25 protein-coding genes and 4 pseudogenes are annotated in these 25,475 nt (G+C 68.7%); 12 read left to right on the forward strand and 17 right to left on the reverse strand.

Features of this window, described 5'->3' with window-relative positions; genetic code table 11:
* Positions 1-225: 225 nt before the first annotated feature.
* Both AC4BEG_RS30820 and AC4BEG_RS30825 read left to right on the forward strand, forming a co-directional pair.
* On the forward strand, positions 226-735 hold the full coding sequence (locus AC4BEG_RS30820; RefSeq protein ID WP_490702936.1) for a sigma-70 family RNA polymerase sigma factor: 510 nt from the start codon (positions 226-228) through the stop codon (positions 733-735).
* Positions 732-1,433 (forward strand): zf-HC2 domain-containing protein, encoded by a 702-nt coding sequence (locus AC4BEG_RS30825; RefSeq protein WP_490702937.1) that lies wholly within the window; start codon positions 732-734, stop codon positions 1,431-1,433. The genes AC4BEG_RS30820 and AC4BEG_RS30825 overlap by 4 nt, the downstream gene beginning before the upstream one ends.
* 142 nt (positions 1,434-1,575) lie before the next feature.
* Here AC4BEG_RS30825 and AC4BEG_RS30830 read toward each other — a convergent pair whose 3' ends face one another.
* From AC4BEG_RS30830 to AC4BEG_RS30845, 4 genes are all read right to left on the reverse strand, one after another.
* Complete coding sequence (locus AC4BEG_RS30830) at positions 1,576-1,743, reverse strand: hypothetical protein (RefSeq protein ID WP_490702938.1); 168 nt, start codon at positions 1,741-1,743, stop codon at positions 1,576-1,578.
* 28 nt (positions 1,744-1,771) lie between these two features.
* A complete protein-coding gene (locus AC4BEG_RS30835) occupies positions 1,772-3,034 on the reverse strand; it encodes a vanadium-dependent haloperoxidase (protein WP_490702939.1) in 1,263 nt (420 codons plus the stop codon).
* 383 nt (positions 3,035-3,417) lie between these two features.
* Positions 3,418-4,113, reverse strand: coding sequence for a hypothetical protein (locus AC4BEG_RS30840; RefSeq protein WP_490702940.1), 696 nt, complete (start codon positions 4,111-4,113; stop codon positions 3,418-3,420).
* Between the two features lie 253 nt (positions 4,114-4,366).
* On the reverse strand, positions 4,367-4,861 hold the full coding sequence (locus tag AC4BEG_RS30845; RefSeq protein ID WP_490702941.1) for a cupin domain-containing protein: 495 nt from the start codon (positions 4,859-4,861) through the stop codon (positions 4,367-4,369).
* 81 nt (positions 4,862-4,942) lie between these two features.
* On the opposite strand from AC4BEG_RS30845, the gene AC4BEG_RS30850 reads away from it, so the two are divergent.
* A complete protein-coding gene (locus AC4BEG_RS30850) occupies positions 4,943-5,794 on the forward strand; it encodes a LysR family transcriptional regulator (protein ID WP_490702942.1) in 852 nt (283 codons plus the stop codon).
* Positions 5,795-6,047: 253 nt separating this feature from the next.
* Here AC4BEG_RS30850 and AC4BEG_RS30855 read toward each other — a convergent pair whose 3' ends face one another.
* From AC4BEG_RS30855 to AC4BEG_RS30865, 3 genes are all read right to left on the reverse strand, one after another.
* A complete protein-coding gene (locus tag AC4BEG_RS30855; RefSeq protein ID WP_490702943.1) occupies positions 6,048-6,416 on the reverse strand; it encodes a DUF4232 domain-containing protein in 369 nt (122 codons plus the stop codon).
* On the reverse strand, positions 6,385-6,726 hold the full coding sequence (locus AC4BEG_RS30860; protein ID WP_490702944.1) for a hypothetical protein: 342 nt from the start codon (positions 6,724-6,726) through the stop codon (positions 6,385-6,387). Before AC4BEG_RS30860 ends, AC4BEG_RS30855 begins: the two co-directional genes overlap by 32 nt.
* A gap of 448 nt (positions 6,727-7,174) precedes the next feature.
* Positions 7,175-8,509: a GH1 family beta-glucosidase gene (locus AC4BEG_RS30865; RefSeq protein WP_490702945.1), complete on the reverse strand. Its 1,335-nt coding sequence runs from the start codon at positions 8,507-8,509 to the stop codon at positions 7,175-7,177.
* A 61-nt stretch (positions 8,510-8,570) separates the two neighbouring features.
* Here AC4BEG_RS30865 and AC4BEG_RS30870 point away from each other — a divergent pair, with 61 nt between their 5' ends.
* Positions 8,571-9,218 carry a TetR/AcrR family transcriptional regulator gene (locus AC4BEG_RS30870; RefSeq protein ID WP_490702946.1) on the forward strand — a complete coding sequence of 216 codons (648 nt, stop codon included), beginning with the start codon at positions 8,571-8,573 and terminating at the stop codon, positions 9,216-9,218.
* Here the strand turns inward: AC4BEG_RS30870 and AC4BEG_RS30875 are convergent.
* The 3 genes from AC4BEG_RS30875 to AC4BEG_RS30885 all read right to left on the reverse strand — a co-directional run bounded on the left by AC4BEG_RS30875 (position 9,215) and on the right by AC4BEG_RS30885 (position 13,635).
* Positions 9,215-9,709 carry an MFS transporter gene (locus AC4BEG_RS30875; RefSeq protein ID WP_490702947.1) on the reverse strand — a complete coding sequence of 165 codons (495 nt, stop codon included), beginning with the start codon at positions 9,707-9,709 and terminating at the stop codon, positions 9,215-9,217. The two genes, AC4BEG_RS30870 and AC4BEG_RS30875, sit on opposite strands and share 4 nt — an antisense overlap.
* A 225-nt stretch (positions 9,710-9,934) precedes the next feature.
* Complete coding sequence (locus tag AC4BEG_RS30880; protein WP_490702948.1) at positions 9,935-11,983, reverse strand: galactose-binding domain-containing protein; 2,049 nt, start codon at positions 11,981-11,983, stop codon at positions 9,935-9,937.
* A 530-nt stretch (positions 11,984-12,513) separates the two neighbouring features.
* Positions 12,514-13,635 carry an acyltransferase family protein gene (locus tag AC4BEG_RS30885; RefSeq protein ID WP_490702949.1) on the reverse strand — a complete coding sequence of 374 codons (1,122 nt, stop codon included), beginning with the start codon at positions 13,633-13,635 and terminating at the stop codon, positions 12,514-12,516.
* A gap of 296 nt (positions 13,636-13,931) precedes the next feature.
* Between AC4BEG_RS30885 and AC4BEG_RS30890 the strand changes: the two genes are divergently transcribed.
* A complete protein-coding gene (locus AC4BEG_RS30890; protein ID WP_490702950.1) occupies positions 13,932-14,261 on the forward strand; it encodes a helix-turn-helix domain-containing protein in 330 nt (109 codons plus the stop codon).
* Positions 14,262-15,021: 760 nt separating this feature from the next.
* Here AC4BEG_RS30890 and AC4BEG_RS30895 read toward each other — a convergent pair.
* Positions 15,022-16,194 (reverse strand): epoxide hydrolase family protein, encoded by a 1,173-nt coding sequence (locus tag AC4BEG_RS30895; protein ID WP_490702951.1) that lies wholly within the window; start codon positions 16,192-16,194, stop codon positions 15,022-15,024.
* Between the two features lie 103 nt (positions 16,195-16,297).
* On the opposite strand from AC4BEG_RS30895, the gene AC4BEG_RS30900 reads away from it, so the two are divergent.
* Positions 16,298-16,873 (forward strand): CGNR zinc finger domain-containing protein, encoded by a 576-nt coding sequence (locus tag AC4BEG_RS30900; RefSeq protein WP_490702952.1) that lies wholly within the window; start codon positions 16,298-16,300, stop codon positions 16,871-16,873.
* A 175-nt stretch (positions 16,874-17,048) separates the two neighbouring features.
* On the opposite strand, the pseudogene AC4BEG_RS30905 reads toward AC4BEG_RS30900, so the two are convergent.
* From AC4BEG_RS30905 to AC4BEG_RS30915, 3 genes and pseudogenes are all read right to left on the reverse strand, one after another.
* Positions 17,049-17,175, reverse strand: a pseudogene (locus tag AC4BEG_RS30905) (integrase); the annotation flags it as partial.
* Between the two features lie 17 nt (positions 17,176-17,192).
* Positions 17,193-17,301 (reverse strand): annotated as a pseudogene (locus AC4BEG_RS30910) (chlorophyllase); the annotation flags it as partial.
* Positions 17,302-17,352: 51 nt separating this feature from the next.
* Positions 17,353-17,895: a DUF4232 domain-containing protein gene (locus AC4BEG_RS30915; protein WP_490702953.1), complete on the reverse strand. Its 543-nt coding sequence runs from the start codon at positions 17,893-17,895 to the stop codon at positions 17,353-17,355.
* 632 nt (positions 17,896-18,527) lie between these two features.
* Here AC4BEG_RS30915 and AC4BEG_RS30920 point away from each other — a divergent pair.
* Positions 18,528-18,749: pseudogene (locus AC4BEG_RS30920) on the forward strand (TetR/AcrR family transcriptional regulator); the annotation flags it as partial.
* Between the two features lie 73 nt (positions 18,750-18,822).
* Positions 18,823-19,149, forward strand: a complete 327-nt coding sequence (locus AC4BEG_RS30925) for a hypothetical protein (RefSeq protein ID WP_490702954.1) — start codon at positions 18,823-18,825, stop codon at positions 19,147-19,149.
* Between the two features lie 266 nt (positions 19,150-19,415).
* On the opposite strand, the pseudogene AC4BEG_RS30930 reads toward AC4BEG_RS30925, so the two are convergent.
* A pseudogene (locus AC4BEG_RS30930) lies at positions 19,416-20,352 on the reverse strand (GlxA family transcriptional regulator).
* A 197-nt stretch (positions 20,353-20,549) separates the two neighbouring features.
* Here AC4BEG_RS30930 and AC4BEG_RS30935 point away from each other — a divergent pair.
* The 4 genes from AC4BEG_RS30935 to AC4BEG_RS30950 all read left to right on the forward strand — a co-directional run bounded on the left by AC4BEG_RS30935 (position 20,550) and on the right by AC4BEG_RS30950 (position 22,400).
* Complete coding sequence (locus tag AC4BEG_RS30935) at positions 20,550-21,239, forward strand: DJ-1/PfpI family protein (protein ID WP_490702955.1); 690 nt, start codon at positions 20,550-20,552, stop codon at positions 21,237-21,239.
* Positions 21,240-21,310: 71 nt separating this feature from the next.
* The gene (locus tag AC4BEG_RS30940) at positions 21,311-21,628 is read left to right on the forward strand and encodes a hypothetical protein (RefSeq protein WP_490702956.1); all 318 of its coding nucleotides are present in this window, start codon (positions 21,311-21,313) and stop codon (positions 21,626-21,628) included.
* A complete protein-coding gene (locus tag AC4BEG_RS30945) occupies positions 21,625-22,101 on the forward strand; it encodes a DUF2269 family protein (protein WP_490702957.1) in 477 nt (158 codons plus the stop codon). The genes AC4BEG_RS30940 and AC4BEG_RS30945 overlap by 4 nt, the downstream gene beginning before the upstream one ends.
* Positions 22,098-22,400 carry a DUF3817 domain-containing protein gene (locus AC4BEG_RS30950; RefSeq protein WP_490702958.1) on the forward strand — a complete coding sequence of 101 codons (303 nt, stop codon included), beginning with the start codon at positions 22,098-22,100 and terminating at the stop codon, positions 22,398-22,400. The genes AC4BEG_RS30945 and AC4BEG_RS30950 overlap by 4 nt, the downstream gene beginning before the upstream one ends.
* Before the next feature lie 555 nt (positions 22,401-22,955).
* Here AC4BEG_RS30950 and AC4BEG_RS30955 read toward each other — a convergent pair.
* Both AC4BEG_RS30955 and AC4BEG_RS30960 read right to left on the reverse strand, forming a co-directional pair.
* Complete coding sequence (locus tag AC4BEG_RS30955) at positions 22,956-24,038, reverse strand: TolB-like translocation protein (RefSeq protein ID WP_490702959.1); 1,083 nt, start codon at positions 24,036-24,038, stop codon at positions 22,956-22,958.
* Complete coding sequence (locus AC4BEG_RS30960) at positions 24,035-25,441, reverse strand: MFS transporter (protein WP_490702960.1); 1,407 nt, start codon at positions 25,439-25,441, stop codon at positions 24,035-24,037. The genes AC4BEG_RS30955 and AC4BEG_RS30960 overlap by 4 nt, the downstream gene beginning before the upstream one ends.
* Between the last annotated feature and the right edge of the window lie 34 nt (positions 25,442-25,475).

Here is a 25,475-nt window from a genome sequence, read left to right on the forward strand (position 1 = left end):
AGCGGCGGGCCGGACACAGCCGCGCCCACGCCGGGCGCCCCGCAGCCCGGCCCCTGCGGTTGGCCGACCGGTACGAGGCGCTGGGTGGGTGCACTGGAAGTTGGTGGCGATCCAGCCGCACCGCGTGCTGCCGCTCGGTGCGACCCGACGGCGCCGTGAACCGCGGGCGCAAGCCCGACGTACACCCCCGTGGTGACCTAATGATCGGCGGACCGGAAGTGGGCCATGACGGCGGATGAACACCTGCTGCGCGCGCTGTACGACGAACACGCGGGAGCTCTGCACGCCTTCGTACTGCGCTATGTGTCCGACCGGCAGCGTGCGGAGGACGTGGTCCAGGAGGCGCTTCTGCGGGCCTGGCGGAATCTGGATGCCATCGACCCGCACCAGGGCAATCCGCGCTCCTACCTGTTCTCGGTCGCGCGCAACATCCTGACCGACCAGTGGCGCGCCGAGCAGCGTCGGCCGCGCCTGATCCAGAACGACGAGGCAATGCAGTCCGCGGCGGCTGCCGACGAACTCGAGCGGATGCTCGATGGCTGGCTGGTGACCGAGGCGCTGGAACGACTCTCTCCCGAGCACCGTTCGACGATCGTCGAGTTGTACTACGTGGGGCGCAGCATCGCCGAGGCCGCCGAGAAGCTCGGGATACCCGCCGGGACCGTGAAGTCCCGGGCGTACTACGCCGTACGTTCGCTCCGAACGGTGCTGGAGGAAATGGGAGTGGTCCGATGACAGAGCTGGGGCAGCAGCACGAGGAGCTGCGGACGCTGCTCGGGGCCTATGTGCTCGGCGGCCTGGGCGCGGGGGACCGGGAGCGGCTGGAATCTCATCTGACGCGGTGCGACTCCTGCCGGGAGGAGTTGTCTGAGTACGCCGTCCTGCCCGGACTGCTCCACCAGGCGGGGCCACCGCCGCAGCCCGTCCCGCCGCCGCAGCCGATGTGGGACGAGCTGATCGCCTCCGCCCGCTCGGAGCGGGCGGAGCGAGCCACCGTCCGCCGCGGGCCCTGGACCCGCCGCCCGCGCCTGGCCTTGGCGGCCGCTGCGGCCGCGGCAGCCCTGGTCCTCAGCGGCGGCGCGGTCGGCATGGTCGCCCTGAACGGTGACCACTCCAGCGGGTCCGCCGGACCTGGCGCGGACGGCAAACCTCTGATCGCGATGGCGGGCAGCTCCGCAAGCGGCCACGGCAGCCTCGAAGCGCGGCCCTGGGGGACCGAGGTCGCCCTGCACATCGAGGGCATGCCACGCGGCGATCGCTTCGTGGCATGGGTCGTCGACCGGAACGGACACCGTGAGCAGGCCGCCGTCTGGGCCTCTACACCGAACGGCAGCGCACGCCTGCGCGGCGCGTCCTCGATACCGCGCGACCGGGTCGTGATGATGCGCGTGGCGACCCAGAACGGCAAGCCCCTGCTCGAACTGCGTCCCTGAACACTCAGTCCCGATCTATCTTCCGCGACCGGTGAAACGGATGGCACCACCGGGCGTACACGGCACCGGAACCGGTCATCGGAGGAGGTCAGAGTGGGAACGAGGATGTTCCGTAGGAACAGGGTCACCGTGACAACCCCCTTCACGGACCACCGTCCTGACCGTCGCCGTTGTCGACGACCTCGACCACAACGGGGTGTACGACGACGCGCCCGCCGCCGTGAAGGATGCGAACGGTGACGGGCGCGTCGAGGAAGAGGATCTCAAGGCCCTGGGCGTGGCCTCGAAGATCGAGGCGGTCCGCTTCCACCTGAACGGTGCCGCCTCTAAACCCCCACTCAGTGCTCCTGGAACAGCGACTGGGCGTGGTCCAGGCCGTACCTGGCGACATCGGTACCCAGTCTTTCCCCGGCCTCGTCCGCGAGTCGGGTGTGGATGCCCAGCCAGACCCGCGCGTCGATGTTCTCCAGCGTGAGCTGGTGCCATGCGGTGTAGGTGCGGACGACGCCTGGTGCGGTGGCGCTGGTCAGGGTGAACGGGGCCGTGCGCGGTCCTACGAGGGCGGTGAGAACGGTTTCCGCCGCACCTGCGTAGGTGTTGTGGCCGCTGGGGTAGTCCGGGTGCGCCGGGGTGGTGCGCAGCGGGGTCCATGACGGGTCGGCAGGGATCTCGCCGACGCCGGTTCGGATCGCGGTGACAGGGCGCCACAGCTGGTGGGTGTACTTGCTGTCGGAGGTGGCGATCTGAGTGTCCACCAGCGTGGCGTTGACCAGGGCGACGAGTTCGGCCTGCTTGAGCAGCGGCTGGTGGGAGGTTGCGGCGAGCGCGACGCGAATCGGTTTGGTCCACAGGGCCGGAGAGGAGTCGAACCAGAAGTTGGCCGTGTCGGTCTGCCGCGCGGTGCGTACGGTGCTGTTCAGTTCGCCGAAGTCTCGAACCTCCTTCAGGTCGGTCTGGTACCGCTTGGACGTCGGAGCGGGAGGCGCGGGCAGTCGGAACTGGCCGGCGCTTTTCAGCAGGAAGGGCTGGGCGAACCGGCTGCCGTTTTGGATGGCGGGGGCGAACGCGGGCGGGGTGGGTTGCCAGACGCCTGGCGCGCCCGGCGGCAGGGTGAAGGGCGCGTTCACCGAGGCCGCGTCGAGCCCGTCTCCCTCGCGTTCGTGCAGGGCCTTCAGCGCCTGGTGTTCGCCGGCTGCGGTGCCCAAGGTCTCGGCCGGGCCGTCGGGGGTCTGATCCAAGGTCTGCTGGAGGGCGGCATCCAGCTCCGGGGCACGGGAAGGCACCAGCTCGACCAGGGCACGGTGCACCGCGGCGGCCAGCGCCGCGTCCTGGTAGTCCCTGCGGTCGACCCCCGGCGGCACGTGTTGCAAGGCCCGCGCCGCCCCGATCCAACTGACCGCCCAAGTACGGCTGTTGGTCACTGCAGCGAGTGATGAGCCAGCCTTCGCGATCGTGTCAGCTGTGGTGTCGTACCAGGCGAGCGCCACGGAGGTGCGACCGTGCCCAGGCGCAGGGGCGGCGGTGACGCTCGGCGCTGCGCCGGAGGCGACCAGCAGTGCCGTGGAGGCCACCAGGGCCACACGGGTATTCGGGGAGTTCATGAGCGTAGCTCCTCATATGGAGTGGGGCCGGGTGTCGGCCCCACCCCGTCTGGCAGTCATGTGCGACGGGACGTAGAGAGTTGAGACCGGACGCCCTGCCCGCGGAGAGGGATACCACTGCGGGCAGGGGCGGTCTTCGGCATGGCCGGGCGTGCGCCGGCAACGATGTATCCGGGGAACTGACGAGCCCAGCAAGTGCCCAGGAAGTGCCCAGGCATGTCTGCGGCCGAGTGACGGGTGTCCGCAGGGGACCACGTACGGAGCAGACGAAGACGGCCGAGACGACATCGTCGTCGCTCCGTCTCATCAGCACCAGCGCGCACCGCGGCGCACGCGCAGGCGTTCACCTGCCCAGCGGCGGCGCCCTCCTGACCTGGCGGGGATCAGGCGGGGTCGGCGTTGATGTGGAAGGGGACGGTGACGATGTTGGAGGCGACGCCCATCAGTTCCAGGTCTTTGGCGTCGGTCTTCCCATCGCCGTTGAGGTCCTTCACGGCATTGGGCGCGTCGTCGTAGATGCCGTCGTGGTTGAGGTCGTCGACGACGGCCACGGTCAGGGTGGTGTCGACATTCTGCCCCGCGATGGGGGCGCCCACGATCCAGCTGTCCCACAGTTCGGTCTTGTGCGGGGTGCGGTTGGTGACGCCGGAGAGGTTGAACAGGTTGGCCAGGTTGGTGCCGGGCCCGGAGAAGCCGGGGAGGGTGCTGTTGGTGGTGGAGTCCAGCACGACCAGTCCAGGGATCTTGTCGTCCTGGCCGGTGGAGAACGTGCCGGGGAAGGGGGCGATGTTGTTGTGCGCGGCCGGGCCGGTGAGCTGGAGCCCGTTGAAGCCGGTCTGGGCCAGGGTCTTCCCCCGGAAGGAGAGCTTCAGGTCTACGAACCAGCCCTTGCCCTCCACGCCCGCGTTGTCCCCGCTCTTGGGTGCGAGGACCTCCACCTTGACCGGGTGCGTTTTGGTGGAGGCGGACATGTCCGGGCTTGAGGCGTTCGCGCTGGACAGCCCGGAGGCCGCGACGCCCAGGCCGAGGGTCATGGTCGCACCCGCGCCGAGGGTCCAGCCGAGCTTCTTCTTCCTCATGACGTGTTCTCCTGAGTGTTGGGAGGCTTGCGGTCACGTGTACGACCACATGCGGCACCCGGTTCAGCCCGCAGGTTGACCAGTAATGCATCCCTCTCTGTCAATTCGTGGGGCCCGTCGATTGCGTCGATTGCCAGGCAAGCCCCTGGAGAAGGCCCGGTCCGTCGTCCGAGGGGTCCGGACATGAAAGGCGGGAGCGCCACGGCCCTGCTGGTCGAGGGGAGGGCGGCCGGGCCGTTCCGTCCCGTCGGGTTCAGGTGAGGTCGGTGGCGGGCTCGGTCGCGTAGCGGTTCATCGCGTCGATGTTGGCCTGTGGCGTCAGCGGCCGGCCGTCGGCGAGTACTTCCTGGAGGTCTCGGAAGTACTGCACGTACAGGTCGGGGGTGAATGTGCTGAGCATGACGGCGGGTTGGTCGGTCAGGTTGGCGAAGGTGTGCGGGGTGCCGGGCGGAACCATCACGAGCGTGCCCGTGGTGGCGTCGTAGTCCTCGTCCCCGACGGTGAACCGCACGGTGCCGGACAGGACGTAGAAGCCCTCGTCGTGTTGGCCATGACGGTGCTGCGGTGGTCCCTGGGTATGCGGGGCGAGGACGGACTCGGCGATCGCGAGGCGATGCCCGGTGTGGCTGCCGTCCTCCAGAACCCGCATGCGTGTGGTACCCAGAACGATCATCTCGCCATCGCCGGGACCCATCACCGATACGGCGGGGTCGGCCTGCGGCTCGCCGGTCTTCGTTTCTTCGGTCATGTTCACGAGTTCACCGCCGGGGCCCCAGGGCTGTCCAAGACCTGTCCCGCGGCGCCGATACCTCGTGGGTATCGTTGCAGTGTGGAGCTACGAACCGTGCGCTACTTCGTGGCGGTCGCCGAGGAACTCCACTTCGGCCGGGCCGCCACCCGACTGCACATGAGTCAGCCGCCGCTGAGCCGGGCGATCAAGCAGTTGGAGGCCGATGTCGGGGCCCTGCTCTTCGCCCGCTCGCCTGCCGGCGTCACGCTCACTCCGGTGGGCACCGTGCTGCTCGAGGAGGCGCGAGCCCTACTCGACCATGCCGACCGCGTCCGTGTACGTGTGAGCGCGGCGGTCGGCGTCGCGACCATCACCGTCGGCATCCTGGGCGACGGCACCGACCCGGGAGTGTCCAGGCTGGCCGGGGCCTACCGCCGACACCACCCCGGCATCGACATCCGCATCCGCGACACCGATCTGACCGACCCGACGTGCGGGCTGCGCGCCGGACGGGTCGACGTCGCCCTCACCCGGGCGCCGTTCGACGAGACGGCCCTGACGGTGCGTGCGCTGAGGACCGATCCGGTCGGTGTGGTCCTGCGCGCTGACGATCCGCTGGCCAGCCGCGACCGGCTGCGGCTGGCCGAGCTGAGCGACCGCCGCTGGTTCCAGTTCCCGCAGGGCACCGACCCCATCTGGCAGTCGTACTGGAGCGGCGGCAGGCCACGCGAGGGACCAGTGGTGCGCGCCGTCCAGGAATGCCTGCAAGCCGTGCTGTGGAACGGCACGGTCGGCCTGACCCCGCTCGGACATGACCTGCCCGCGGAGCTGGCCGTGGTACCGCTGGCCGACATGACGCCGAGCCGAGTGGTAGCGGTGTGGAACGAAGGTGACACCAACCCGTTGATCCGATCATTCATCGAGATCGCGACAGCCGCGTACCGTCGCTGAGCGCTGGCAACCGACGCTGCCGCAGCTCGTGAACAATTCGCACGCCGCGGCCTCCGGGACTGCCTCCCGAAGTGGTGAACATCTGCTGCCCTTCTCGGGTACAGAGCCAGTGGCCGCTGACCGCTGTCATCCGGTCGAGTCGTTTACTCGGCGAACCGAGTCGTTGTGCCTTCCGTCTCACCGAACCTGGACGGCCCTGTGCTGGTGAAGCTCCGGCCGGAGCTTCACCAGCACAGGGCCGTCTTCGCGGTACTCAGTTGGCTATGCCGACGGGGTGGACCTGGATCTTGTCGTCGTACGGGCCGGCCAGCTTCAGCGCATCCGCGGGCCACTTCAGGGACACGCTGTGGGTCTCGTTCGGCGGCGTCACGATGATGTCGGTCGGGGACGCGAGGCTGTCGCCACTGAAGTCGACCTTGTACGAGATGCTGAAGGTGGCGGTGTCACCGGGCTTCAGGTCGGTGACGCGGGGCTGCTCACCACCGCGGTGGACAGGGGCGGACGTGCCATCGGCGTCCTTCAAGTCGACACCCGCGAAGCCCGTCGCCGAGCAGGTCTTCGCGCCCTTGTTGGTCATCTGAACGGTGACCTCACCCACCGTCTCGTCGGGCGAGCTGTCCACGGCCTCCATGGTCAGGTCGCTCGTGCGGCAGAACGTGCTCTTCCCCCCCGCCCTTCGCCGCACCGTTCCCGGAGTCGGCACCGGGCGAGGTGTCGTCGCCGGAGCCCGACTTGGCGCTGTCCGGCTGGCCATCGGTGCCCTGCGCTCCGGCGGAGGAGCCCGCGCTGCTGGACCCGGCCGCAGGCTTCGAGGCGGTGTCGTCCGAGTTGTTACAGGCGGTCAGAGAGAAAGCGGCGGCTGCGGTCAGGGCCGCGGCGGCGACGCGCAGGGTGCGGCGACGGGCGGTGCGGACAGTGGTGCTGGAGCTCATTTCGGTTCCCCCCGGGGCGGTTTGTGTCGGTCTCTCCTCGGTACGTCACCCACTCTGGTCGAGGCCACTATTGGGAGGCTGCCGCTCCACCAACACCCGGCTGACACGGCCCAGCGTTGGTCTCCACGCCATCGCTCGACCCCCGTCACGCGGTGCTACATGTCCGTCTGCCGTAGACATTACGAGCGGACCCCCAGTCGTGCGGGTGATCGTGCTGGGGGTGGCGGGTGGCTGTACCGGCTGGGGTAGATCTTGCGGAGCCGTACGTCGAGCTGTCGTACGTGGACGCCTTACGTGGGCGTCGCCGGCGTCCGTTGCTGGACTGTGTGATGGCCCGGTCGGAGATCTCCTCAGCGGACCGCGCTTCGACCTCACCGAAGTGGACGCTGAGCTGGTGCGAACGCTGTTGGGGGCTGCCTGACCTGCGTTGTGGCCCTGTTCCGGGAGCTCAACTGCGCTGCGCGCGGATGAGGTCGCGGTACCACGCGAAGGACGCCTTCGGGGTGCGCACCTGGGTGTCGTGGTCGACGTGGACGAGTCCGAAGCGCTGGTGGAAACCCTCGGCCCATTCGAAGTTGTCCATCAGGGTCCAGGTGAAGTAGCCGCGCACGTCGACACCCTGGGCCACGGCGGCGTCGACGGCCCGGAGATGGGTGTCGAGGTAGTCGATGCGGTCGAGGTCCACGACGGTGCCGTCCGCGGCGACGACGTCCTCGGCCGAGCAGCCGTTCTCCGTGATGTAGACCGGCGGGAGTGCCGGGTAGCGCTCCTTGAGGCCGACGAGCAGTTCCCGTAGACCGTCGGGGACGACGGGCCAGTCGAAGGCGGTGCGGCGGTAGCCCTCGATGGGGGCCTCTTCGAACGGCAGCCCCTCGGACGTCGGCGTCTGGATCCGGGTCGGGTTGTAGTAGTTGATACCGAGCGCGTCCAGGGGGGCCGAGATCAGTTCGAGATCGCCGTCCCGGACGGAGCCGCCGAGAGTGGCGTCCGAGCCGAAGGCCGACAGATCGGGGTAGGTGCCCGTGAGGATCGGATCGTTGAACAGGCGGTTGTGCAGGTTGTCATAGGCCCGCGCGGCGGCACGGTCGGCGGGGGTGTCCGAGGCGGGCCAGACCGGGGTGCAGTTGTTGGAGATCATCACCTGGAGGCCGCGCGCCCGCAGCTCCCTCAGCGCCAGGCCATGACCGAGCAGCTGATGGTGGGCGACCGGCAGGCAGTCCAGGAACAAGGCGCGGCCCGGTGCGTGGGTGCCGAGGCCGTAGCCCCAAACCATGTGGATGAACGGCTCGTTGATCGTGATCCACTTCTGGACGCGATCTCCCAGCCTGTCGGCCATGACGGCGGCGTACTCGGAGAAGCGGTGCGCGGTGTCGCGGTTCAGCCAGCCGCCATCGTCCTCGAGGCCCTGCGGGAGGTCCCAGTGGAACAGGGTCGGGACGGGCTCGATGTCGCGTGCCAGCAGGCCGTCGACCAGCCGGTCATAGAAGTCCAGGCCCCGGAGGTTGACCTCGCCCTTGCCGGTCGGCTGGATCCGGGGCCAGGCGATGGAGAAGCGGTAGCCGGTGAGGCCCGCCTCGGCCATCAGCGCGAGGTCCTCCTCGTACCGGTGGTAGTGGTCGCAGGCCACGTCACCGGTGTGCCCGTCGCGGATCGTACCGGGGCGGGCGGTGAAGGTGTCCCATACCGACGGTCCGCGACCGTCCTCCTCGGTGGCGCCCTCGATCTGATACGACGCCGTCGAGGCACCCCAGATGAAGTCCGCGGGCAGATGGTCCAGTGTCACGTACAACCCCCCGAAACATGAGTAGTGCTCACGTTAGTCGCTCCGATGGGATGATGGAAGCATGGATCAAGACCGCACTTCAGGGACGCTGCGCCGGCTGCCGGTCCAGAAGCGCAGCGTCGAACGCTTCGAACGGCTGCTGGATGCCTGCGCCGAACTCCTGGACGAGGTCGGCTATGCCGCGCTGACCACCAAGGAGGTGGCACGCAGAGCCGAGGTGCCCATCGGCACCCTCTACCAGTTCTTCTCCGACAGGGAGGGGCTGATCGGCGCGCTCGCCGCCCGCAATCTGGAGTCCTTCCTGGCGCGGGTCGCGGACCGGCTGGAGCGCGAGGCGCCCGACGGCGTCTCGGGCATCGTGGAGGTGACCGTCGACGAGTTCGTCGCCATGCGCCGGACGATCACCGGGTTCGGCGTGGTCGACTTCGGCGCGGTGGGACAGGACCACATCCTGGAGCCGAACCGGGACAACAACACTGCGGTCGCCGGATCGCTGCGCGCACTGACCGCCTCCCTGACCGGTGTCCAGGACAACGCCGAACTCGAGATCGCCGTGCGGGTGGCCCTTGAGTGCGCGGACGGCGTGCTGCAACTGGCCTTCCGTACCGATCCGCAGGGCGACCCCCAGCTGATCGCCGAGTGCAAACGGGTCCTCAACAGCTATCTGAACGATCGCTTCCGGCTCCTGGCGACCAGTCAGCAGTCCTAGCGGACGGTCTTGACCTTCCGGGCCAGTACCGCACCGAGTGCGGACATGGCCGCGGAGCGGAGGAACGGCGAGTGGTAGCCCCCCCGACTGCCGAGCACCACCGAGGCGATCGGGGGAACGAGAACGTACGGCAGGGAAGTCATCAGGTTGGCCAGGGCCATGTCCGTGCCGCGGTCCGCCGAGGCAGGGAGCACCTCGGTGACCAGAGCGGTGTCGACGGCCAGGTACACGCCGTAGCCCAGGCCCATGATGAACCGGGAGCTCATCGCCCGGACGAAGTCGGGGCGCGCGCGGGCTGATCCGGTAGTCGTCCAGGAGTCGAAGCCGCGGACGCCGTCGCCGAACCGGACGGTCAGCGACGGCGTCCCGAAGTGCAGGCCGCCCTCGACCACGTACTCCTCCCCGGGGTCGCCGCCGTCGGGGTCCTCTTCGGGCAGGTCGGCCGCGATGAGGACGGCCAGTTCCAGGGTCAGCGGCCGGCCCCAGTGCATATGCCGGGGGACGTCGCCAGCCGAAAGGCGTAGGAGGTGCCAGGAGTGCTCCGAAGCCAGAGGCTGGCTTCGGAGTGGTGAGTGATCACTCGAATCCTGACACGTGGATTGGGCTCATGTTCCGCACATACGTGAGGGACGCGAGCCCCCAACGCTCACCCCCTGACCGGGCTGTCGAAGATCGCTCCACCGGGGCCGGGCCCTGGACACCGCCTCGTCGGTGCCTCAGTCGGCGTAGACGCCGACCTCGCGAAGCGAGTACCCCCACTTGGTGCCGCGCTCCAGCCCCTTGACGCGTACGTAGCGCGCCTGGGCTCCGGCGAAACGGGCCGTGTCCAGGCCGCCATCACCGGAGGCTGTGGACCACACCGTCTTCCAGTTCGTGCCGTCCTCCGACAGCTCGACGCGGTACGACTTCGCGTACGCCCGCTCCCAGTCGAGGGTGACGCGCTTGACCGGCTGCGCGGATCCGAGATCGATCCGCAGCCACTGGTCGTCGTTCCACTCGCTGGCCCAGCGGGTGCCCGTGTCGCCGTCCACCGCCTTCCCGGGCTTGAAGCTGACGGCCGGGTTCCACCACTCCGACGAGGACGCCGTCGCGGCCGCGCCCGCGGCCAGGTTCTTCCCGACCTGGTACTTCTCGGTGTTCCCCCAGGTGCGGAGGTAGGACTCGGCTCCCGAGAAGAGGTCGTCGACGACCCCCTGGCCGCCGACGTTCCGGATGTCCTCGATCCAGTCCGGGACCATGCCGTAGTGCGCGCCGCCGTCGGTGTTGAAGTCCCAGGTGCGTTCGCCGGTGGTCTGCTTGTCGATCACCGAGCCGCCATCCGTGCTGCGGAAGGGGTACTTCACCGGGTTCGGGGCGTCCCCGCCCCGTGGCGCCGGCCAGCCTCCGACACCGTTCATGTCGGTGCCGTAGCCGTAGCCGACCTTGTACTTCTCGCGCAGCGCGGCCGTGCGCTTGGCCTCCGCACTGAACGCCTCGGAGCCGCTCATGTACTGGGCGGCGAACCCGCCGAGCTTGTAGAGGCGTTCGGTCCAGCCCGCGTCCATCCAGCTGTGCGAGGAGATGGCGCCGGGGTACGACTCGGATTCGAGGATGTCGAAGGCCTGGTCAGCGGCCTTGACGCTCATGTGGTCAAGCTCCAGCATCATGTTGCGCTTCATCATGCCGCGCACCGCGTACGCGCCCAGGTCGGTCAGCCCGCGGGTGTTGCACTGCGCGCCCGAGGCGTACGTGGGGACGGCCACGCCCTTCGGGAGCCGTTTCTCCGCCTCCGGTGCCGCCGCGTTGCCGATGGGGTTGTCGTGCTGCGGCCCGCGGCAGTCCTCCGTCTTCCAGAACGTGCCGGTCGACAGGAACTGGCCCACGTTGATGGCCGTACCGAGGGTGCCGGAGTCGTAGCGCACCCCGCACAGGGCGTTGTCGAACTTGTGGCACAGGAACATGCTGCTGACGCCCAGTTCCTTCAGTTCGTCCAGGCCCCGGTCGATATCCCCCTTGCTGCACTGCGCGACGTCCAGGATCTGCTTGCAGCCGAACGGCTCCGAGGTCTCGACGCCCAGGACGACGGCCAGCTTGCCCTGTTCGATGACCTTTCGGGCCTGCGCGCTGTTCGTGACGATCCGGAACCAGCCCTTGCCCGGGCCGCCGTACATCTTGTCGACGAAGGCCTGCATGTCGTATGTCTTCTTCGCCTCGAGACGAATGGCGGTCATCTCGTCACAGCTGCGGTCCTTGAAGAAGTAGACCGAGCAGATCACGCCGTTGGTGACCAGGTCGTTGACCAGCACTCGCTGGCCGCCGCGCCATGCCCGCTCGATCCAGGCGTAGTAGTTCTGCTGGTGGGTCAGCGAGTCGTGGGCAGGCCAGTCCTTGAAGGTGGGCCACCCGTTGGGGTCGTGTTTGCCGTCGCCGCCCTTGGTGATCATGTCGAAGATGGCGAGCGAGCCGTCGGGGTAGTGCTCGGGGCAGTCCTTGAGCGCGTCGGTGACGCCCTGCTCCGAGAACGGCTTACCGCAGATCAGCCGGCCGCCGAAGCCCTCGTTGGACATGATGTGGTCGTGGGCGTCGACGAAGCCCCTGACGCGGCCCTGCGCGTCGGTGCCCTTGAAGGGCTCGCCCGTGACGTTGATCTGCGAGTCGGGTGCGGGCCTCGCGGAGGGATCCCACCAGTTGGACTCCGCCGCGGAGCTGGGCACCGGACCGAGCACCAGGGCGGTCACGGCGATTAGCAGCGACACCACCGCGAGTGATCTGAGTCTGCGGCGCATAGGTTGAACGATGACCATCGCGTAGATCCTTAAAGGTGAGCAGGGCTCATATTCTGCTCTACGTTAGGGACGCGAGCCCGCAACGCCAACCCCCTGGCGGCGTTCACGTTCGGCAGTTCACGCATCCTTGGTCAGGGTGGCAGCGTCGCCTACGGAACGGTCCACCGCTACATGTCCGGTAGGTCGCGCTGGAGCACCCATCTACGCATGGTCACAGACACCTTGACCAGTCACCCCGAACGAACCCCAGGGAACTGCCTCGCCACTACTCAACAGACGCTTCACTGGGCAGTGTTCAAGCACTATCGGGCCCTGCTGACCGCGGTTCGGCGAGAACCCGCCCGGCACGGCCTCACGGTGCTGATCGGTTGGTGTGAACTCGAGTAGGCGAACTGCCGGAATCCCGGCTCACGGTGTTGCGCGCCTGCCCTCATGCCTTGCAACCGACGTCCTGGTCGCGCTCGGCGTCCCGGTCGACCACGGTTGGGCCTCCATCAACCTCCTCGCGAACACGGAGGAACAGAGAACGGTCAGTGCTCAGCGGGAGGGGAGAGGCGCAGTCGCCTCGGGCGTTGGATGCCCCGGAGGATCCAGTGCCTGCACCGCTGTTCCACGACCACGTAGAGCGCCCATGCCAGGCCGAGGGAGACGAGGAAGGCGGCGGTCGTCGCTGCGAGGGCGGGGGCAATGTCGAGGCGGGGGCTGATGGCGAAGAGCTGTTCGCCGGTGCGCATGACCAGGATGTGGATCATGTAGAAGGCGAAGGACCACTCTCCCAGGCGCACCAGACGGGGGCGGCGCCATCTGGTCGGTGTGCCGTTGAGGTCAGCGACGGCGGCGGCCGAGATGAGGCAGACCAGGCCGATGACCGTGCAGGCGGCGTAGCCGAAGGCGCTGGGAAGGGGCCACATCAGGATGTAGCCGGTAAGGCTCAAGGCTGTGGAGGTGCCCAGGCCGGGGCCGCGCCAGGCGCCGAGTTGGACCAGGCGGCAGGCGGCGGCTCCCACGACGAATTCGGGGAGGCGTACGAGGGGAAAGTGGGGGCTCCAGCCCAGGGCGAAGGTCAGGTTGACGCATGGGATGAGGATCACCGCCGCGGTGCTGGCCATCGTGAGGGCGGTGAGGGGGCGGGGGCCGAGGCGCCGCAGGAGGGCGAAGATGGCGGGGAAGGCCGCGTAGAAGAACGCCTCGCAGGTCAGCGACCAGCTGACCGGGTTGAGTGCTTGCCACCACTGCTCCTTCCAGGAGCTGACCAGCAGCAGATTTGCCACCGCCTCCGATATGCCACTGGGCCGCAGTCCGGGCACCAGGGTGAAGGCCAGCGCCAGGGCCATTGCCGCGGTCGCCAGGTGGACGGGGTAGACACGGGCGATCCTTCTGCGCCAGAACGTCAGCGCGCGTTCGTCCTCGCGGAACGACCAGGCCAGGACGAAGCCGGAGAGGATGAAGAAGAATGAGACTCCGACGCCACCGCCGCCGAGTATCCCGCTGAGTACGAGTCCGAAGCCGCCGCCGAAGTAGTCGAAGCGACTCACATGGAAGATGAAGACGAGGAAGGCGGCGGCCCACCGCATTCCCGTCAGGGACGGCAGCCGGTCACCACCGGCCGTGGCAGGGAGTGTTGTGTGCGGTCGCCCGAGCAGGAGGGTCATCGGAGCACCCGCCGATCGGCGCGGAGTGACGGGCGGTCGGGTGGGGCAGTGGGCGTGCGGTCGTGCATCGGTCAACTCCTGTAGGGAATGTGCGGGTGCGGAGGATCGCCTCCGTAAGCGGACGGCCTATGTGCCCCCTTCACACATGGGGCGCGGCGCGACCGCTTCGCCATTCCAGCGGCTGTTCGGTTGTTCGGCAGCCCCCTTCCGAAGCACCGAACAATCACAAAAGCGCAGGTAGTTGGGGCGCAACGGGGAGCGGGACGACAAAATGGGGACCAGGGGAGGGAGAACGGGTGGGCCGGCATGAGAGGCCGGTGGACCCGAGCGCGGGTCCGGTTCAGCGCTTCGCCCACGAGCTGCGCAAGCTGCGTCAGGAGGCCGGAGGGCCGACCTGCCGGGCGATGGCGCAGCGGGCGCGGTACTCGGTCACGACCCTGTCCCAGGCGGTCGGCGAGCGGTTGCCCTCGCTGCCGGTGGCGCTGGCGTACGCCGAGGTCTGCGGCGGGGACCGGACGGAGTGGGAGGCGTGCTGGCAGGAGGCGGCCACGGAGGCCGCGGCCGGGGAGCGGGCCGAGGACGATGTCGCCGCCGACCCTGCGGATACCGATAGATCATCTGCGTAGCTCAGGCCGCGTGATGGTACTCGTGGAGGGTTCCGCCCAGCCGGTCTCGTCGGTTGATTTTCAGGTTGGCGAGCTGGGCTTGTTGGGGGAGGGGCGCGGGTAGCCGGCGGCATGGGGCGGCTTGCTCCAGGGCCCTGTGCGGGCGGCGCTCGTTATAGAACTACTCGTCCTCGGCCCCGCCCCGGCTCACCACGCGACGCTGGCGGGCATGGTCCGATACACCCCCGCCCACCGAACTCCAAGCCATCATCGACACGGTCCTCAGAGGCCGGCCACTGGTCCTCAAGGGTAATTCCACGGACCCTTCTCGAAAGTCAGAGGGTTCTCGGATGAGCCTTTTCATGCGAAGCTCACCGCCGAGACGCGTCAGGAGCGGATCCGGTTTTCTCCTTGGGCAGCCACAAGCCAAGATATGATCTTCGATGGCAGTGAGGACCAGGTCTCGCTGGTAGCGACCGGCCAGCCGGAGGCCAGAGGGGAAATTCGGCTGAAAAATTCATCAACTGTCAAGCTCGCATGTCCGAAAGCGGCTCTTCGCAGTTGAGGGTGTAGTCGGGGGTGTTGGCGGGTAGGCGTCGAGGTCTTCCAGGATGGAAGTTCCTGCACTGCCCATCCGAAAGACCTCGACATGCTCCACGCTATCTTCGCCGCGCCCTGCCCGACCACGTTCTGCCGTCTCGATGAGCTCAGTCTGGAAGCCGTCGGGCAACGCCTTGAGCCGGATCAGGCGGTGATCGAGTGCCGGGTCGCCGAGCCGCGTTCACCGATGCGCGGCCAGCACGGCCGCGAGGCCCTCTTGAAGATCTTTGACGAAATACTCGGGAACCTCCAGCGACGGGAAATGTCCCCCGATTTCGGGCGACCTCCATCGGACGATTTGTCGGTACCGCTCCTGTGCCCAGGGGTGCGGACACTTCTCGACGTCGCGGGGATACATGGTGATTGCTGACGGGACGTCGACCCGAAGTTCGGGGTCCAGCGAGTTGTGGCTTTCGTAGTAAATGCGGGCCGCCGATGCGCCGGTCCGCGTCAGCCAATACAGGGTGACGTCGTCAAGAACGCGGTCCCTGGAAATCGTCTCGAACGGGCTGTCTTCGGTGTCTGACCACTCGGCGAACTTGTCAAGGATCCAGGCAAGAAGCCCGACCGGTGAGTCGACGAGCGAGTAGCCGATGGTCTGCGGTCGGGTCGCTTGCTGCTTCGCGTACGCCGCGCGGTGGCGCCAGAAATCGCGGGTTTCCTCGGTCCACTCGCGCTCGACCGCCGTCAGCCCGTCCGTTGTCAACCCGGGCGGTCCCTCCGCGAACGTTGTGTGGATGCCGAGAACGTGCGCCGGGAACCTGCCGCCGAGAACCGTGGTGATGTTGCCTCCCCAGTCGCCTCCGTGGGCTGCGAACTTGCTGTAGCCGAGCCTTCCCATCAGTTCCACCCATGCGACCGCGATCTTTTCGGTTCCCCACCCGGTGGTGGTCGGCTTGTCGCTGTAACCAAAGCCTGGGAGCGACGGGACCACGACGTGGAACGCCGGCGCGTCTGCATCTTTCGGATCTGCCAGCTCGTCTACTACATCGATGAACCGAGCAATGCTGTCTGGCCAGCCGTGCGTCAAGATCAGAGGCGTGGCATCTGCGCGCGCGGATCGGCGGTGCAGGAAGTGGATTCCCAGATCATCTATGGTCGTGCGGAACTGGCCGATCCGGTTAAGGCGCTCTTCGAACGACCGCCAGTTGTACCCGGTGCGCCAGTAGTTCACGACATCGACGAGGTCGGCGAGAGGAACGCCCTGTTCCCAACGGCGAGGGTCGGGGGCGGCGCGATAGACCGTCTCGGCTTCCGGTAGTCGCGCCGCGGCCAGTCGCGCGCGCAGATCGTCGAGGTCAGCGTCAGTTGCGTGGGCTTCAAATGCTTGCACGTCGCTGGTTGGACGGGGCATGAGACCTCCTGACTGTCGTGGAACCGGCTACGACCTATCGCGAACCGGCTAAGACGGTTCTAACAGTTCTCCGAGTCACGCTGCAACCGGCTAAGGTGGTTCCATGCGTGCTGCGTTCCCTGACTTCCGCCTCGGTAAGGTGCTGGCGACCAGCTTCACGGGGACTCTGTCGGAGCGTTATGGCGACCCTGTGGAGCGCATTCCCACGCCGCACCGACTCATCGACTGGCTGGCAGTGAACGGCCTCGCCGTGGACTCCTGCACCACGGCCCAGCTCGACCTCGCTCGGGAACTGAGGGAGTCGATTCACGCCGCCGCGACAGCGGCCGCGCTCCAGGACGCTCTTCCTGCGTCCGCTGTCCAAGTCATCAATGCCTGCAGCGCTCAGGGTCGGGCCGCGGCGATCCTGACGCCCGAGGGTAAGCGGCGATGGCGGCTCAGCTCGGCTTCCTGCGTGGAAGATGCCCTCAGCGTGATCGCCGCCGACGCGATCAGCGTCATCGCAGGCGAGCGAGACGGAAAATTGGCCTTGTGCGCATCACCAACCTGCCAAGCCGCCTTCTTCGACACCAGCCAAAGTCGCACTCGCAAATGGTGTGACATGAACACGTGTGGGAACCGTCAGAAGAAGGCGCGCTTCAATGCCAACCAGCGCAAAAACCCCACATCAGCGGAGTGATCGTTACCTCGGTACATCCGAGTGGGCCCCACGCCTGCGACACATCTGTCGCGTTGAGTGCACACTGCCCATCCGAAAGACCTCGCTCCACGCTATCTTCGCCGCGCCCTGTCTGACCACGTTCTGCCGTCTCGATGAGCTCGGTCTGGAAGCCGTCGGGCAACGCCTTGAGCCGGAGGCGCAGGACCAGGGCGCGGATCGATCGGAGGGTGCGTGGACGTCCACGTCGCTTGGGTACGCAGGTCGCGGCGTGGCGCCGCCTGAGCTGTTCACGAGACCGTGTTGGGGCGGACCAGCAGCAGAAGCTGCCGCGGCGACGCAGGTGGCTCAGTGTCCTGGAGGTGAGGTGGGTGGGCTGGGACGACGACGAATCCGTGTGCCGCCCAGAAGTTGGCGAGCGGCGCGCAGCCGTTGAGCGAGGAGAGTCCTGTGGTGGCCACCAGCGACGCTGAAGGGAAGCCCAGAGGCTGTCCAGTCGGTTACCGCCCGACCGGATTGAGGTAGGTGGCCGGGTGGGTGGCGCCGTCCTGCTTGAGGATCTGGCCGCCGAACGGCCACTTCAGGGTGAAGTGCTCCGTCTCGTTCGGCGGGGTGACCAGGAACTTCGCCGGAACGAACTTCTCCTTCTGCGGCGTGGACTTGGCCACCGGGAGCAGGGTGATGCTGAAGTCCACCGTGTCCCCCTGCTCCAGGATCATCTTTTCGGGCTTCTTGGAGGAGCGCGCCAGCGACCAGCTGCCGTCCGTCTCCTGAGCGCCGATCATGTCGACACCGGCGAAGCCGGACAGGGTGCAGGTGCGCTTGCTCTGGTTGGTGAACCAGATGTACGCCTGGGTCTGCTTCTCGGTCTGCTCCATCTCCGGCCTCGCGTCCTCCCCCATGGCGAAGCCGGCCTTCAGATCGGCGGTGTGGCAGCGGGTCGGCTCGGCTTTGGTGGGGGCGGCCGAGGCCGGGATGGCGGTAGCGGCAGTGCCGGCGACGACGACGGCCGCAAGGGCCACGGCGGTCAGCTTGCTCTTCATGTCGGGTTCCCCTCGAAGGTGAATCGGCGCGCGAGGTCAGCGCGCGCCTACGCACCTGAAGATGTGCAACGCCCGGGGGAGGTTCGGTGTGCCGGAGACCTTTTCCCGACAGTCAGGGTGCGGGCCGGCGGTGATCCACCGCCGCGACCGTAATCGCGTCCTCGTGGTCCGCAGGGGTCCCAAGGGTCTGCGGACGGTTGCCTCTACTCAACGATCAAGCCTCGCCCGGCGGCCCCCGCGCCCGGCGGCGCGGGGGGACTGCCGAAGCCACCAACTCCCCGTGGCGGCACCGTGCTGCCGTCCGGCAGCGGAGCGGGACCGAGCTCGCCCCCGATCCGCTGTCGAGCGAGTGGTGCACGGACCGTCGAACGAGCGATCGCCGGCCCGTCGGTCACAGAAGACACCCCGGCTCCGTAGCTCCCATGAGGCGGTCTACGCACCGGCGGCCTTGCCGCGCGGCGAGCCGGGGACGGTCACCGGGGCGCCCTGCTCGACGTGGTCCAGCACCACTCGGCGTTGGCGTACGACAGGTGGACGCAAGCCATGGGAGCCGTTGGCGTGAGACCCGGGTGAGGGGCCGACAGTGAAGCCGGTTGCTCAGGACGACGGGAGACGGCCTGCTTTCGTGCCGGTCCCTCGTCGCCTGGCGCAACGAGGGCACCGTCCGCCTCCGCGACCGGTTCCGGCAAGCCGTCGACGAAGACGACCTGCCCCCGGACTCCGATCCTGGAGTGCTCGCCCGCTACATCATGACCGTGGCGAACGGCATCGCCGTCCAAGCCGCCAGCGGCATCACGCGCGACGACCTTCAGCAGGTCGCTGACGCGGCCCTGCGGAACTGGCCGCCCGCCTGAGCGATCAAGGCCGGTCGGGGCCCTGTCGGAGGGCGTCGGCCGGTCGGTCGTCGCCGTGTCGATGATGAGACCGATGGTGGTTCACGGGTTGCGCGCGGCGCCCTTTTCGACGGTCATCGCCCGACACCCGATGGCTCTGTGGATCGTCGTCGATCCTTCCTGCTGGATCGAAGATCCCGAGGCCGGCGATGTGGACCTCGTGGCCGTGCTCGCCTCGGACAGCACGGTGCTCTACGCCCCCGAGGAAGCCGGCGTTGAGCCGCGCTACGAGCCGTGGGCAGCCGCCGCTGTGTGCCTGCTGACGCACCTTGCTGTCCAGGCCGAGGGCGCGTCCCGCCACCGCGCTGCGGCGCCGGGACAGGAATGGACAGATTGTCCTCCCGCTCACCCCGTGGGCTGAGCAGCACCTCGGCGACGCCCTCTACGAGGCCCGGTAGGAACATCAAGCCGGCAAGGACGGAGCCCTTCCACATGGGCCTCTTCGGTCCTGACGAATACGCCGCTTACTGCGCCGACGCCGCGGAGACCAACCGGCAAGCGACGTGGCAACGCGCCATCGAACTTCTCGATCGCGCCGCCGAGGAACACCGTTGGTCGCCGCGCTCCACGCCATGGGCTGCATACCGGGTGTCTCACCGCAGACTGACAGGGAGGGTGGCGGTGAGCTCAGCTGAACGTGCGTCGGTAGGTCTGCGGGCTGACGCCGGTCGTGCGTTTGAAGCGGTCGCGGAAGGTGGTGGGGGAGCCGAAGCCGACCTGGCTGCCGATGCGTTCCACGGAGTGCTCCGTGGTTTCGAGCAGGTGCTGTGCCTGGCGGATGCGGGCTCGGTGAAGCCATTGGAGCGGGGTGGAGCCGGTCTGGTCGCGGAACCGCCGGATCAGGGTCCGGGTGCTCGTCCCGGCCCGCTCAGCGATGTCGGCGAGGATGAGGTCGCGGGCCAGGTTTTCCCGCAGCCACGTGAGCAACGCCTCCAGCTCGGAGCCCTGCGGTGCGGGCGCGTGGTCGTAGACGATGAACTGCGCCTGTCCGCCCTCCTGTTCGAGAGGCATCACCGACAGCCGGGCGGCGTCGGTGGCGACAGCCGAGCCGTAGTCACGGCGGATCATGTGCAGGCACAGGTCCATGCCCGCGACCGCGCCGGCCGAGGTGAGGAACTGGCCGTTGTCGACGTAGAGGACGTCCGGGTCGACGTCGATGTCCGGGTGGGCGGCGGCCAGAAGCCCGGCCGCATGCCAGTGGGTCGTGACGCGCAGCCCGTCAAGGAGCCCGGTGGCGGCCAGCGGGAAAGTGCCTACGCAGATGGAGGCGATCCGCGTGCCGTCGGCAGCGGCCGACCGCAGCGCGTCGCGCACGCGGGAGGGGAGTGGGGCTGTGGGATCGGCGACGCCCGGCACGATGATTGTGTCCGCGTCCTGGAGGCCCTCCCGGCCCCAGGGGGCGCAGGGTGAAGGCTCCGGCGTCGATCTCGTCGCGCTCGGCGCACACCCGGATCTGGTAGCCGGGCCGCCCGTCTGGCAGACGGGTCCGGGAGAAGACCTCGATCGGGATGGACAGATCGAACGGGATCACCTGATCCAACGCGAGAACGGCAACGGTATGCATGACCGGAACCTCTCTCCTCATCGGCATGACGGCTCCGGACCGATATCCGGGCAGCTCCATGTCACCGCAGTTCTGAGCCCTCCGGAAGTTCTTGGCATTATCCCGTTGAAACCTGTCACTGGTGCCACTGGGCGATCACGGCGACAGCCGGTTGACTTCGGAACGTCCGAGAGACATAGACACCCGAAGGAACACCGATGCACATCCAGGTTGTCCTGTTCGACGGCTTCGATCCGCTCGATGTCATCGCCCCATATGAGGTCCTGTACGCCGGTGGCTCGGCGTCGGACGGTGCGGTGACCGTCGAGCTGGTCTCCGCGGAGGGCCCGCGCGAGGTGATCAGCGGCATTGGAGGGCTGACACTGCGTGCCGCCGGCGCCCTCGACCTGGAGCGCGCGGACATGCTCCTGGTACCAGGCGCCGCCGGCCGAGTCGGCGAACCCGGCGAGGTTCCGGAAGAAGAGGTGGGCGCCGGCGAGTGGAAGCAGGACGAGTTCATCCCGGTGCTGCTGGGCCGCACGCTGACCACCGAACTGCCCGCACTCCTCAAGCAGGCAATGGACGACCCGGACATCACGGTCGCCACCGTCTGCGGCGGCTCGCTCGTCCTGGCCATGGCCGGTCTTCTGGAGGGACGCCACGCCACCACCCACCACATGGGCCTCGACATGCTGGATGCCACCGGCGCCCACCCGGTCCGCGCCCGCGTCGTGGACGACGGCGACCTGATCACCGGCGCCGGTGTCACCTCCGGGCTCGATCTGGGCCTGTACCTGCTGGAGCGCGAGGTGGGCCCCCGCATCGCGCACGCCGTCGAAGAGCTCTTCTCCCACGAGCGGCGCGGCACCGTCTGGCGCGCCCAGGGTCCGCTGCCCGCCACCCTCTGAACACTCGACCCGCGCCCCTTCGCGGGCAAGTCGCTCACCAACCCCCTTGCACAGTCAGGAAAACCATCAGCATGCCCGTCGAAGGCACCTGGAACCTGTCCATCTCCACCCCCATCGGCAAGATGAAGGCCGTGGTCGAACTCCGTGAGCAGGACGGCGTCCTGACCGGCGTCGCCCACGGAGCCGACGAGGAAGTACCGCTGAACGACGTCGCCCTCGACGGCGACCGGCTCACCTGGAAGCAGGCCGTCACCAAGCCCATGCGACTGAACCTGGCGTTCGACGTGATGGTCGACGGCGACACGCTCCGGGGCACCTCCAAGGCAGGCCGCCTTCCGTCCTCGAAGGTCACCGGCGAGCGCCGGACCGCCCCGGAGCACCAGGCGTGACCAAGCTCCTCCTGTCGCTGCACGTCCTGGCCGCCATCCTCGCCGTCGGCCCGGTCACCGTCGCCGCGAGCATGTTCCCCGCGGCGCTGCGCCGCGCCCTCGGCGACCCCGGCGACGGCGACGCCCAGACGACCCTGCGGACGCTGCATCGCATCTGCCGGGTCTACGCGGGCATCGGCATCGCGGTTCCCCTCTTCGGCTTCGCCACGGCCAGCAGCCTCGGTGTCCTCGGCGACGCCTGGCTGATCACCTCGATCCTGCTGACCGCGGCGGCCGTCGGCGTACTGGCCCTGCTGATCCTGCCGGCACAGGACCATGCTCTGGCCGAGACGACGAGTTCCGCCTCACCGTCGCCCGCGCCAACCCCGTTGACACCAGGTCGTCTCGCCATGCTCACCGGCATCTTCAACCTGCTCTGGGCCACCGTCACCGTACTGATGATCATCCGTCCCGGCTCCACCACGGGAGTGTGACCGTGCACCTGCGGTCTCCGCGCCATCTGCGCATCGCGGCTCACGCCGAGCTGATCTCGCTGATCGTGATGCTGGCCAACCTGTTCACCGTCCACCTCAAGCCCATCTCATCCTTGATGGGCCCCACCCACGGCTGCGGCTACCTGTTCGTCGTGATCGCGACCTGGCGCCTCAAGCAAGTCCCGGCCGCAGCCAAGGTCCTGGCCGTCGTTCCGGGCATCGGCGGGCTGCTCGCGCTGCGACAGCTCGCCCGCGTCGATGCGGCCCGCGCCCAGACGGAAGAGGTCATCCCGTCATGAACCCTGTGTCGCCGGTGACCGTCGGCCTCAGCTACTGCCTGCTGATGTCCCTGATCAAGGAACCGCGCCGACGCCACTTCAACGCGATCATGGTGGGGAGCCGGCGCCGCCTGTCTGAGCGGGGCGGCTTCCATGCCGGCCCCTGCGCTGAGAAGGAGCGCGTCGCCGTGAGAAGCGGACGGAAGATTGCCGTTGGGTGCCTCATCAGCGTCATCGCGTTCGCGGGCCTCGCCACCGCGGGCGGGTTCTGGATGTACTCCGAAGTCAAGCACGCCGGGATCCACCAGCGGGACTTCGAGGCCGTCACCGTCGGAATGACCCGCAACGAGGCCGAAAAGCGGGTCGGGGCAGGCGCTGGGGGCACCGTCCGCAAGGGCCTCCAAAGCGAGGAGCCGCCCCGGCCTGAAGGCTTCGACTGCATCTACGGAGTCGCGCTGCTCGACAAACCGCCCGTCGGCCGGAGTTACGCGGACGAGTTCCAGCCCCTGCCGGGCTGGTTCGACCAATGGCAGGCGTCGCGGGGCAGGCGGGACTTTCGAGCACGACCTAGAGGTTTTAGGGGATGCGGACGGGTGAGGATGCGTCCGGCACCCGCAGGGACGGGGTGCCGGAGCCGTCCGCCGGGACCGTCCAGACGTCGGAGGTCCGGCCGTCGCGCCCCGGGAGCGCGTAGGCGAGGGTGTGGTCGTCCAGCCAGGCTGCCTGGTCGTCGACGCTGCGGGTCTCGGCGAGCGGGTGTTCGCGCAGGGTCCGCAGATCGAGGACGTACAGCCGCCAGGGGTCGGTGGCGCCCTCGCGTACCCGCTTCTTGAAGGCGAGGCGGGTGTTGTCCGGGGAGAGCGAGGGGCACTCCACGTTCTCGCGGATCGTGTGCGCCGCCCATTTGCGCATATCGCCCTGGACGAGGTAGGTCTTCCCCCGGGTCGAGACGGTGGCGTAGAAGCGGTTGTCGTCGCGGGCGAAGGTGACACCCCAGTAATTCACGTCGGGGGAGTGGTAGCGGCGGCCGTCGATGGTGAGCGGGATCTCCTCCATGTTCTTGATGAGGTAGCCGGTGCGGGTGTCCAGGATCGAGGTGCGGGTGGAGAACGCGGTGGTGGCGTAGGAGTCACCGGTGGCGAACATTGTCCAGGACAGCATCCGCCCGGAGGCGGACACCCGGGCCCGGTTGGGGATGCCGGTGAGCGCGATCCGCCGCTTCTCACGCAGCCGCCGGTCCAGGACCACGGCGTACGACCTGGGCGGGATGCCGGGGCGACGCTGGAGGCACAGCCCCGTGCCCGCTGCCGCGTAGAAGCGGTCGCAGGCCGGGCCGCCGGTGGTGCGGCGGTCGGGGTGGCGATCCGAGGCCGGGGCGGCGGTGCCCGGTCGGGCGGCCGGTGCGGGGAGGTGGGCCACCCGGCCGGTTCCGGCGCCGGAGCTGCGGAAGTACAGCCGGCCGTGGTCGAGGCCGAACGCCGAGGTGGTGTCGGTGGGTTGGGCCTGCCGGGTAGCTCCGAGCGTGTAGACGACGGCGACGGTGGCCAGCAGCGCGGTGGCGGTCACGACCGCGATGACCCGAGCCCGGAGGGAGAGCGAGGCGAGCCGGGAGGAGAAGCGGGAGGTGGGGGAGGAGAAGGAGGTGGGGGGTGGAATCATGTGCGGGACGGTTGCCTTTCCGGTGGGTCCGGGAAGTCGGGGCGATCCGGGGTGCCCGGGCGGTCCGTGCGGTCCGGGCGGTTCGGGGAGGCCAGGGGAGCAGGGGAACCTGGCGAGGCCATGGGACCGGTGGAGTCCGGGTGATCCGGCCGTGCCGGAGGCTCCGGACGGGGGAGCAGAACGGCGGCCGCGGCCAGCGCCGTGGCCAGCGCGAGGATGGCGGCGATCAGCGCGGGGCGGGTGCCCCAGAGCGTCCAGGCCGCGCCGAACCCGGCGGCCGCCGACAGTCGGCAGAGCGCCTGCCCCGTCTGAAGCAGCGCCATCCCGCTGGCACGCCGGGCGGCCGGCAGCACCGGGCCGGCGAGCGCCATCAGCACCCCGTCGGTGGCGGCGTAGAACACCCCGAGCAACAGCAGCACGCCGACCAGCAGCACCGGTCCGGCACCGGACGTCAGCAGCAGGAGATAGCCGGCGAGCAGCGCCGTATGCCCGCAGAGGAACGGCACCCGCCGGCCGATGCGGTCGCCGAGCCGCCCGGCCGGCACCGCGAGCAGCAGATAGACCGCCGCCGCGCCCAGCGGCAGCAGCGGAAACCAGCTCACCGCGAAGTCCAGCCGACGCTGCAACAGCAGATAGAGGAACGAGTCACCGATGGTCGCCGCGCCGAGCAGCGCCGCCGCGACGAAGATGCGCCGGAAGGCGGGGTCGCGGAGCGGCAACAGGAACCGTGCGCGGGGGAGGGGGGCGGTGGATCCCGGTCGGTGGCCTTCGTGCCGGGGCAGCTTGGCCTGCCCCGGCACGAAGGCCACCAGCAGCAGCACGCCCACCACCCCGACGCAAGCGCTCACGACGAACACCGCGTCATACGCATCGGCGGTGGCCCACAGCAGCGCGAACGCCGCGAGTGGCCCCAGCAGGGCGCCGGTGGTGTCCATCGCCCGGTGCACGCCGAAGGCCCGGCCGAGCGCGTCCGGCGGGGCGCTGAGCGAGATCAGAGCGTCGCGCGGAGCGGTGCGTACGCCTTTGCCGATCCGGTCGGCGGCGAGGGAGGCGCCGATGCCGAGTGTGCCGCCCCCGGCGATCAGCAGTCCGAGCCGGGACAGCGCGGAGAGCGCATAGCCGCACCCGGCGACGAGCTTGTGCCGTCCGCCGCGGTCCGCCGCATGCCCGCCCCACAGTCGCACCAGCGCGGTCACACCGTTGTAGAGGCCGTCGAGGAAGCCGAACTGAAGGGGCGAGAGCCCCAGTTGGAGTACGAAGTAGTACGGCAGCACGGCGGTGACCATCTCGGAGGAGATATCGGTGACCAGGCTGACCGCGCCGAGGGCCAGGACCGGCCCGCCGACGCGGCCACGCGTCACCTTGGTCGCCGTCGCGGCCGCGTCCGTGGTCGCGAGATACATCAATCAGACCGTCCGTGGGTGCGGTTGCCGAACG

It is taken from the genome of Streptomyces sp. JLBJ103, from assembly GCF_058215575.1.

What these genes read in the sequence shown, in the direction of transcription:
- AC4BEG_RS30820 (WP_490702936.1), top strand. Translation starts at nt 226, where the DNA reads ATGACGGCGGATGAACACCTGCTGCGCGCGCTGTACGACGAACACGCG.
- AC4BEG_RS30825 (WP_490702937.1), top strand. Translation starts at nt 732, where the DNA reads ATGACAGAGCTGGGGCAGCAGCACGAGGAGCTGCGGACGCTGCTCGGG.
- AC4BEG_RS30835 (WP_490702939.1), bottom strand. Translation starts at nt 3,034, where the DNA reads ATGAACTCCCCGAATACCCGTGTGGCCCTGGTGGCCTCCACGGCACTG.
- AC4BEG_RS30840 (WP_490702940.1), bottom strand. Translation starts at nt 4,113, where the DNA reads ATGAGGAAGAAGAAGCTCGGCTGGACCCTCGGCGCGGGTGCGACCATG.
- AC4BEG_RS30845 (WP_490702941.1), bottom strand. Translation starts at nt 4,861, where the DNA reads ATGACCGAAGAAACGAAGACCGGCGAGCCGCAGGCCGACCCCGCCGTA.
- AC4BEG_RS30860 (WP_490702944.1), bottom strand. Translation starts at nt 6,726, where the DNA reads ATGAGCTCCAGCACCACTGTCCGCACCGCCCGTCGCCGCACCCTGCGC.
- AC4BEG_RS30870 (WP_490702946.1), top strand. Translation starts at nt 8,571, where the DNA reads ATGGATCAAGACCGCACTTCAGGGACGCTGCGCCGGCTGCCGGTCCAG.
- AC4BEG_RS30875 (WP_490702947.1), bottom strand. Translation starts at nt 9,709, where the DNA reads ATGCACTGGGGCCGGCCGCTGACCCTGGAACTGGCCGTCCTCATCGCG.
- AC4BEG_RS30880 (WP_490702948.1), bottom strand. Translation starts at nt 11,983, where the DNA reads ATGCGCCGCAGACTCAGATCACTCGCGGTGGTGTCGCTGCTAATCGCC.
- AC4BEG_RS30885 (WP_490702949.1), bottom strand. Translation starts at nt 13,635, where the DNA reads ATGACCCTCCTGCTCGGGCGACCGCACACAACACTCCCTGCCACGGCC.
- AC4BEG_RS30895 (WP_490702951.1), bottom strand. Translation starts at nt 16,194, where the DNA reads ATGCCCCGTCCAACCAGCGACGTGCAAGCATTTGAAGCCCACGCAACT.
- AC4BEG_RS30900 (WP_490702952.1), top strand. Translation starts at nt 16,298, where the DNA reads ATGCGTGCTGCGTTCCCTGACTTCCGCCTCGGTAAGGTGCTGGCGACC.
- AC4BEG_RS30915 (WP_490702953.1), bottom strand. Translation starts at nt 17,895, where the DNA reads ATGAAGAGCAAGCTGACCGCCGTGGCCCTTGCGGCCGTCGTCGTCGCC.
- AC4BEG_RS30925 (WP_490702954.1), top strand. Translation starts at nt 18,823, where the DNA reads ATGGTGGTTCACGGGTTGCGCGCGGCGCCCTTTTCGACGGTCATCGCC.
- AC4BEG_RS30935 (WP_490702955.1), top strand. Translation starts at nt 20,550, where the DNA reads ATGCACATCCAGGTTGTCCTGTTCGACGGCTTCGATCCGCTCGATGTC.
- AC4BEG_RS30940 (WP_490702956.1), top strand. Translation starts at nt 21,311, where the DNA reads ATGCCCGTCGAAGGCACCTGGAACCTGTCCATCTCCACCCCCATCGGC.
- AC4BEG_RS30955 (WP_490702959.1), bottom strand. Translation starts at nt 24,038, where the DNA reads ATGATTCCACCCCCCACCTCCTTCTCCTCCCCCACCTCCCGCTTCTCC.
- AC4BEG_RS30960 (WP_490702960.1), bottom strand. Translation starts at nt 25,441, where the DNA reads ATGTATCTCGCGACCACGGACGCGGCCGCGACGGCGACCAAGGTGACG.